Source organism: Elusimicrobiaceae bacterium, assembly GCA_017528825.1.
Classification (GTDB): Bacteria; Elusimicrobiota; Elusimicrobia; order Elusimicrobiales; family Elusimicrobiaceae; genus Avelusimicrobium.
Map to the genome: position 1 here is coordinate 1 of JAFXOI010000040.1, position 7,190 is coordinate 7,190.

At 42.0% G+C, this 7,190-nt stretch carries 7 protein-coding genes; 2 read left to right on the forward strand and 5 right to left on the reverse strand.

The annotated features are described in order from the left end of the window. Both IKN49_07030 and IKN49_07035 read right to left on the reverse strand, forming a co-directional pair. Positions 1-1,079, reverse strand: a 1,079-nt coding sequence (locus tag IKN49_07030) for a Na/Pi cotransporter family protein (GenBank protein MBR3632790.1), incomplete at its 3' end; no start/stop codon positions are given. Positions 1,080-1,528: 449 nt separating this feature from the next. After that, positions 1,529-2,200 (reverse strand): NAD(P)H-dependent oxidoreductase, encoded by a 672-nt coding sequence (locus IKN49_07035; protein ID MBR3632791.1) that lies wholly within the window; start codon positions 2,198-2,200, stop codon positions 1,529-1,531. Positions 2,201-2,352: 152 nt separating this feature from the next. Between IKN49_07035 and IKN49_07040 the strand changes: the two genes are divergently transcribed. Together IKN49_07040 and IKN49_07045 are read left to right on the forward strand one after the other, a co-directional pair. Continuing rightward, positions 2,353-4,002, forward strand: a complete 1,650-nt coding sequence (locus IKN49_07040) for a phosphoethanolamine--lipid A transferase (GenBank protein MBR3632792.1) — start codon at positions 2,353-2,355, stop codon at positions 4,000-4,002. 155 nt (positions 4,003-4,157) lie between these two features. Further along, positions 4,158-4,496: a hypothetical protein gene (locus IKN49_07045; protein MBR3632793.1), complete on the forward strand. Its 339-nt coding sequence runs from the start codon at positions 4,158-4,160 to the stop codon at positions 4,494-4,496. A gap of 102 nt (positions 4,497-4,598) precedes the next feature. Here IKN49_07045 and IKN49_07050 read toward each other — a convergent pair whose 3' ends face one another. The 3 genes from IKN49_07050 to IKN49_07060 form a co-directional block, all read right to left on the reverse strand. Then, on the reverse strand, positions 4,599-5,165 hold the full coding sequence (locus IKN49_07050; GenBank protein MBR3632794.1) for an NAD(P)H-dependent oxidoreductase: 567 nt from the start codon (positions 5,163-5,165) through the stop codon (positions 4,599-4,601). Between the two features lie 72 nt (positions 5,166-5,237). Then, entirely contained in the window at positions 5,238-6,692 is a 1,455-nt protein-coding gene (locus tag IKN49_07055) for a carbon starvation protein A (protein ID MBR3632795.1), read from the reverse strand. A 131-nt stretch (positions 6,693-6,823) separates the two neighbouring features. Then, positions 6,824-7,190, reverse strand: a 367-nt coding sequence (locus IKN49_07060; GenBank protein ID MBR3632796.1) for a hypothetical protein, incomplete at its 5' end; no start/stop codon positions are given.

Sequence of the window (7,190 nt, forward strand, 5' to 3'; positions counted from 1 at the left end):
GCCGCACCGATGAATAATTCCGGCGTCGTGGTAACCCCTACTTTTAAGTAGCGTAGTTCGGTTTGGTTTTGTTCGTTACGTTGGACAGGCAAGAGAAATAAAATCAGTTTTTCAAACGGTTTTATAAACATAAGCATAATACTTGTATTTATAATGTTAAACGTGGTGTGAAATGCGGCTAAGTGATAAGGAATGCTAGTCAAAAGAACTTCAGGACTATTGCCTGTAGTCGCGCCGGGTACAAAGCAATCAATCAGCCCCAAAAAAGGATGGAAAAATGCTACCGCCCACACTACCCCGAGTACGTTAAAAAGCATGTGCCCCAACGCAGCACGTTTAGCAATCCGCGGAGCACCGATAGCGGCAATATTGGCCGTAATGGTGGTGCCGATGTTTTCCCCTAATACAAGGGCACAAGCGGTGGGATAGTCAATGAGTCCCTTTGCGGCACAGGTAAGCGTAACAGCCATCACCGCGCTAGAGGATTGGAGCAATACCGTAAGCACGGTTCCTACGCCGATTACACCTAATAAAGAAAGAAGTGTATTAGGTCGAAATTTAACAATCCACTCCACCACAGCGGATGAATTTTGCATATCAGGTAGGACTCCCTGAATGAGCGACAACCCTAAAAACAGTAACCCGAACCCCACCATGGCCTCCCCGATACGGCGTGCTAACGGCCATTTTTTAATAAATTGAGAGAAAAAGCCAATGCCAATCATGGGCATGGCAAACGCAGAAATGTTTACCTTAAAGCCGAGGATACTAATCAGCCAGGCTGTAGTGGTAGTACCAATATTGGCCCCAAAGATAACGCCTAAAGATTGGGATAAACTAAGCAGCCCCGCACTGGCAAATCCTACAACCATGACGGTGGTGGCTGAAGACGATTGAATAATCGAGGTGGCTAAAATACCGGACAGCGTTGCCGTAAAACGGTTGGTAGTGGCACGGGCAATAATCCGCCGCAAACGGTCTCCGGCGGCTTTCTGTAATCCGTCGCTCATCATTTTGATGCCCAACAGGAACACCCCTAAACCGCCTAATAGATTGAATGCAAGAGAAATGCCTTTCATTATCATTATTATAGCAAAATATAGATATTTCCCTACGACTTTAGCCCTTTGCTGGGTACTAGAGCAGATAATTTTTTGTGCAAGCAAGGGATCTCTTTAAAACAACACTATATTTTAAAATGCATCTCCTTACACGGCTGTGAGAGGAAAGCCGATATAAGTGATTCTCAGAAGCTTTGAGGAGAATTTTATGCATTTGCTTCTTCAGCAAAAATGGTGAGAGAATAAATAAATGCACTTATTCCGCTTCTGTTTTGCAGTGATTTAGCCAAGGTAAGGCAAGAAATTAAAATCTTATTGTTATAGTTAATATATCTTAAATAATCAAGAGATAAAAAGAAGGACAAATCGTATACGATTCATCCAACGTGCGCGATAGGCGTGCGGGTAGACTAAAAACCGCCCTTGCGGTTGGCAAAGGCGGTTTGTTAGCTATACAAAACTGTTAATTATTCCATTTGTGCCCAGTATTTTAATTCTTCAACAGACGGGTTGCCGTTGAATACTTTGCCCGGTTTAATTTGGGCAATGGTGGCCACGCTCGATTTTAAGTCTTCGGCGGTGTTTCCCATGCCGCTACTGCCGGAGGTGGCAAACAGAACAATCTTTTTATTGGAAAAATCGTGTTTCTCTAAAAATGTTTTCACAATACGCGGAGCCGTACCCCACCAAATCGGAAATCCAAGATAAATCACGTCGTACTCTTTGATGGAAATATCATTTTCCGCCATTTCCGGACGGGACGCTTCATTACTCATCTCTACCGAACTTCTGGACGTTTTATCACGCCAATTCAAATCAGCCGCAGTGTAGGGAACGGCAGGTTTTATCTCGTAGATATCCGCATCCAATGCCTTGGCCAAATTTTCTGCTACTTTTTTAGTATTTCCCGTGGCAGAAAAATATACTACTAATGCCTTTTGAATACTCAATGTAGACGTAGGTTGCTCCTTGTTGGCTACTTGGGTACTCAATGTAGACGTAGGTTGTTGTGCCTCGGCTACTTGGGTATTTAACGTAGGCATAGGTTGTTGCACCTGCGCTACTTGTTGTGGGGCAGGCTCAGTGTTACACGCCGATACGAATAGCGCCGTTATCAAAAGCAAAAGTATTTTTTTCATAATTTCTCCTTTTGGGTATTGTAGCACATTTGTCTGTGTGGGGCTTAATGAACTGCTTATTAGCTAATAGGCGGGGGAAAATATAACCCTATTTTTCTCAGATCCATCATAAAATGATAATATATATAGGACATCAGGATAACAACATAGGTATGAAAAAATCTCTTTTTTATTTTCTCAAAAACGCGGAATTTCCAGCTGCCCGCCTAGTAACTATCGTTTCTCTTTATTTTTTGTTTTTTCTAAACTTTAGTTTTTGGCGTTATATATTTACTCATGTTGATTGTTCTCATTTTATCGGTGGATTATTCGTCCTATCCGTACCGATATTTCTGTGTGCCGCACTTTATTTACTTTTCAGCCTATTACTGCTTCCGTACGTCGGGAAACCGCTGATTATTGTATTGCTTATTATTTCCGCTGCTACTAACTATTTTATGTATCAGTTCGGGATCTTTATTGATGCAGACATGATACGTAATACCTTTGAAACGGCTCCCAGTGAAGTAAAAGATTTAGTCACCATTCGTTCTGTATTATGGCTTACCTTGCTTGGCATTTTTCCCGCTTTTTGTCTAGCAAAAATTAAGATTATTTTTCGGCCATTTGGTAGAGAACTATGGAGTAGACTGCAACGTTTCCTAGTTTTAGTATTATGTCTGCTTCTTTTATTACCTTTTCTGTATAAAGACTATGCGTCTTTTGGACGAAATAATCGCCATATACGTCAACTGATTAATCCCACGAACTATCTATGGGCCACCCTACGTTATTTTCAAGAAGAACATGCAACAAAGCGAACCATCACGAAATTAGATGAAGAGGCCCAGCTGGTTCCATATCCGGATAAAAAACGAACCATCTTTATACTTGTTTTGGGGGAAACAGCCCGTGCTATGAATTTTTCATTAAACGGTTATGAACATGAAACCAATCCGAAACTTAAACAACAAGACATCGTGAATTTCCGGCATGTTAAATCCGCCGGAACCAGCACAGCTGTTTCGATACCGGCTATATTTTCCTTCTTATCACGAAAAGATTTCAAACCCAGTAAAGCTAAATACACCGAAAATATGTTGGATCTGTTGCAACAAAGTGGCTATGAAATTTTATGGAAGGAAAATGATAACGGTTGCAAGAAGGTATGCGAACGCGTGCCCTACCTAGAAATGGATGTAAAAAATGAGCAGTTTTGCGACGGGAAATACTGTAAAGATGAGGTTTTATTAGAAGGATTAGAGGAGTTTTTGACCAATCTAAAGGGGGATGCATTTATTGTGCTACATACCATCGGTAGCCATGGCCCAACGTATTATCGCCGATACCCTGACCAATTTAAGCAATTTACTCCTACCTGCGATACGGAAGACATACAAACGTGTACCAAAGAACAAATTGTGAACACGTATGACAATACCATCTTGTATACGGATCATATTCTTTCGTCCCTTATTGATATGCTGAAAAAATTTCCGGACTATGAAACCGGTCTACTTTACGTGTCTGATCATGGGGAATCTTTAGGGGAAAACGGAATTTATTTGCACAGCCTGCCGTATTGGATAGCTCCCAAAGAACAAACTAGTGTGCCCATGATTGTGTGGATGAATGAAGCCATGAAAAGTTCCAGTCACATAGACTATAATTGCTTGAAGAAAAAAGCCTCAGAGCAGAAGTTTTCTCATGACCATTTATCGCACTCCTTACTAGCCCTGATGGAAGTAGACAGCAAATGGTATGACAAAAAATTAGATCTTTTTGATTCTTGTCGGACTGCCCCTCTTCCGCGTAAATTTTAATCCGGGCAGAAATATATAGTTCGATTTTTGAAATTACCTGCTATGCTTTATCGTACTGCTAGATTTTATTGTGTTCGTAAGATTATGTATAATTAGAATTAAGAAAGAACTTAAACCCGTAACAACTGAATTTTCAATCGAGGAAGGAGTATTTTATGAAAGACAAAAAATCATTTATTTTAGGTGCTATTTTATGTGCTGGTGTTTTGTGTGGTTGCACCGGCTCAAAGTTTATTATGGATAAAAAGGCGGACAACTATACAAATATTCAGACCTATTCGGAAAGAGACCATTTTTTCTTCTGGGGTATGAGCCGAAAACACGAGCATGATTTTTCTGACATTTGCCCAAACGGAAAAATTGTTAAGATGACAACAAATAATGACTGGATTGATGAACTCCTGGTGGCTTGTACCATGGGCATCTACTATACAAGAACATTTACCGTGTATTGCGCAACGGATCCGGTTGCCAACGATAAATCTCAAAAATAACTCCCGATATAGCAGTTTTTAGGGATATTATAAAGATACAAAGCTGGAATTATCGATATTATATTCATCAAAAACCCCCTTGCAGAAAATGCGAGGGGGTTTTTATAAGATGAAGGCGTCAATGCGGCGTTTTGTATCATCCATAATTTGCGCCACATCTGCGTTTTCAATGTCTAAATTTTCAGCTTTGATACAAGATATTTCCGCAATCTCATAGAACTTTTGTGCCAGTTCTTTTACATAGCCATAGCCGTAGCTATCATCAACGATAGGCCCTCCGGCGGTCGTTACGTAATAGAGTTTTTTGGCTTTGCAAAGGCCATGGGGGGTGCCGTCTTGGTTATAGGAAAAAGTTATACCGACGACATTAATGTTTTCAATATAAACTTTTAATAATGCCGGGAAGGATAAATCCCAAAACGGAGCGGCAATTACAATAATGTCCGCCGAGGCAAATTCGTTGGCTAACTGAAACAAAGGATGATTAAAATCTCCCTTTTCTGCCAATGCCGTCCGACGATCAAGCATTTTTTCACTTAACGGAAAAAGGGCGGTTTCTGTAAGATTTCGCTCCTGCACATCGCCATTGATTTTAGTTAAAAGATAATCCGCAAGAATTTTCGTACGGGAATCTTTTCGTGGGCAAGCATTGATAAATAAAATGTTCATAGGCTTATTCTATCACATTATCGGTAATATTCTTTAATGACCCTTCTATATCCTTTTGGATACTACCAAGTCTTAAACATTCTTCTTTTTTATTTTTATTAAAAAATAAGCGACCAGCGTGCCCGTAAGAGCTAGGCCCAAAGGCCAAGCCACTAGCGCGGGCAAATGCAAGCACTCGGGCGCGATTAAGAAGTACGTCACGCTTACCGCCGTCATAAAAATTGCCGGTACGAGTGTCAGTAGATAGTTCCGCTTTTTTCCGTGCAAATACATGGTAGCGGCCCATAATACAATCATCGCTAAGGTTTGGTTAGACCAACTGAAATAGCGCCATATCACGTCGTAGGGGAGTTGGCTGATAATCACGCCTGCAAGCAAGATGGGGGCCGTTAAACGTAAGCGTTTTAAAAACGGCTTTTGGTCAATTTTGAACCAATCAGCCAGCGTCAAACGGGCCGCACGAAAAGCCGTATCGCCCGACGTAATCGGACAGACAATTACCCCAATCATCACAAATAAAAGGCCAAAGGAAATGCCGCCCCACTTTAACGGTCCGATTGTTTTTAAGCAAATGTCATAAACGGCTCCGGCCTGTCCATTATGTGCTAACATTTCTTGCAGGCCTGTCATTAAGCCACCCGTTTTTTCGTAAATGGCACAACCGGCAGCCGCCCAAATGAGTGCAATAATTCCTTCCATAATCATAGCGCCGGCAAACACTTGACGAGATTGATATTCACTGGTAATACAACGCGCCATTAAGGGCGATTGGGTAGCGTGAAAACCCGATATAGCGCCGCAGGCCACCGTCACAAACATAAGCGGCCAAATGGGCAGGTGTGACGGATGCAAATTATGAAAAGTAATCTCCGGAATAGTATACCCTTGCAAAAACATCCCGCCGGATACGCCTAGTGCCATCAGTAGCAAACAAATACCGAATAACGGGTAAAACCGCCCGATAATTTTATCAATAGGCAGAAACGTCGCCAAGAAATAATATAGAAAAATAAGCGTAAGCCAAAAATAGGTATTGATAAAAATACTGTTTGCTGCTACATGTCCCTTAAATAAAAACACCAGTAAATTAGCCGGCCCCACCGCAAATACGGTCCCCACCATCACCAGCAAAATCACGCTAAAAACACGCATACAGTTTTTGATTTTTGGGCCCAAATAAATGCCCGTCACTTCCGCAATAGATTGGCCCTCATGACGCATGGATAAAAATCCGCAAGCAAAATCGTGCACCGCTCCCGCAAAAATAGTGCCCAGCGTAATCCACAAAAACACACTCGGCCCCCACAACGCGCCGGAAATTGCTCCAAACACCGGCCCTAAACCGGCAATGTTTAACAGTTGCACTAGCACCATCCGCCAAAGAGGCATCGGCACATAATCCACCCCGTTAGCCAAACGGAGGGCGGGAGTTTCGGCCTTTGTTGGGTCGAAAACATGCTCCACGTATTTAGCATATGTAAAATAAGAAAGGATAAGCAGTCCTAAACAAGTAAAAAAGCTAATCATAAATGGCTCCTGATTTATTCTACAATTTTCAAAGTGCCACTCGTAGACCTGCCAATTAACTCAACACACAAAATCAGGCAAATTTCTGCCAATTTGCATATGCCACCACTTTGACTATTTTGTTTCAAATTTTACCAATCGCTGTCTTTGCCCATTTCATTTACCGGCAAACGCTCTCCAAAAGTAAAAGAGCGGGGTAATTCGTGCGACGATAGGTGTTTGGATAGATTCATGCGTATATCGGCCAAACTTTGCTCGTTATATCCTAAGTTTAATACGATAAACGCCTTTAATCGTTTGCCTTCATCGGGGCGCATCAGACGCACCCGGCAGGCCTTCACAGCCGGATGCTGTTGCAGTACTTCTTCCACATGTTTAAGAGAAACATTGACACCCGCCACCTGCACCACGCGATCTATCCGTTTGAGGGGGAAAATTCCGCGTGGGGGGACAAATTGAACTCTATCCGGAAAAGATAGCCACCCCTCAATTCCTTCA

What these genes read in the sequence shown, in the direction of transcription:
- IKN49_07035 (MBR3632791.1), bottom strand. Translation starts at nt 2,200, where the DNA reads ATGAAAAAAATACTTTTGCTTTTGATAACGGCGCTATTCGTATCGGCG.
- IKN49_07040 (MBR3632792.1), top strand. Translation starts at nt 2,353, where the DNA reads ATGAAAAAATCTCTTTTTTATTTTCTCAAAAACGCGGAATTTCCAGCT.
- IKN49_07045 (MBR3632793.1), top strand. Translation starts at nt 4,158, where the DNA reads ATGAAAGACAAAAAATCATTTATTTTAGGTGCTATTTTATGTGCTGGT.
- IKN49_07050 (MBR3632794.1), bottom strand. Translation starts at nt 5,165, where the DNA reads ATGAACATTTTATTTATCAATGCTTGCCCACGAAAAGATTCCCGTACG.
- IKN49_07055 (MBR3632795.1), bottom strand. Translation starts at nt 6,692, where the DNA reads ATGATTAGCTTTTTTACTTGTTTAGGACTGCTTATCCTTTCTTATTTT.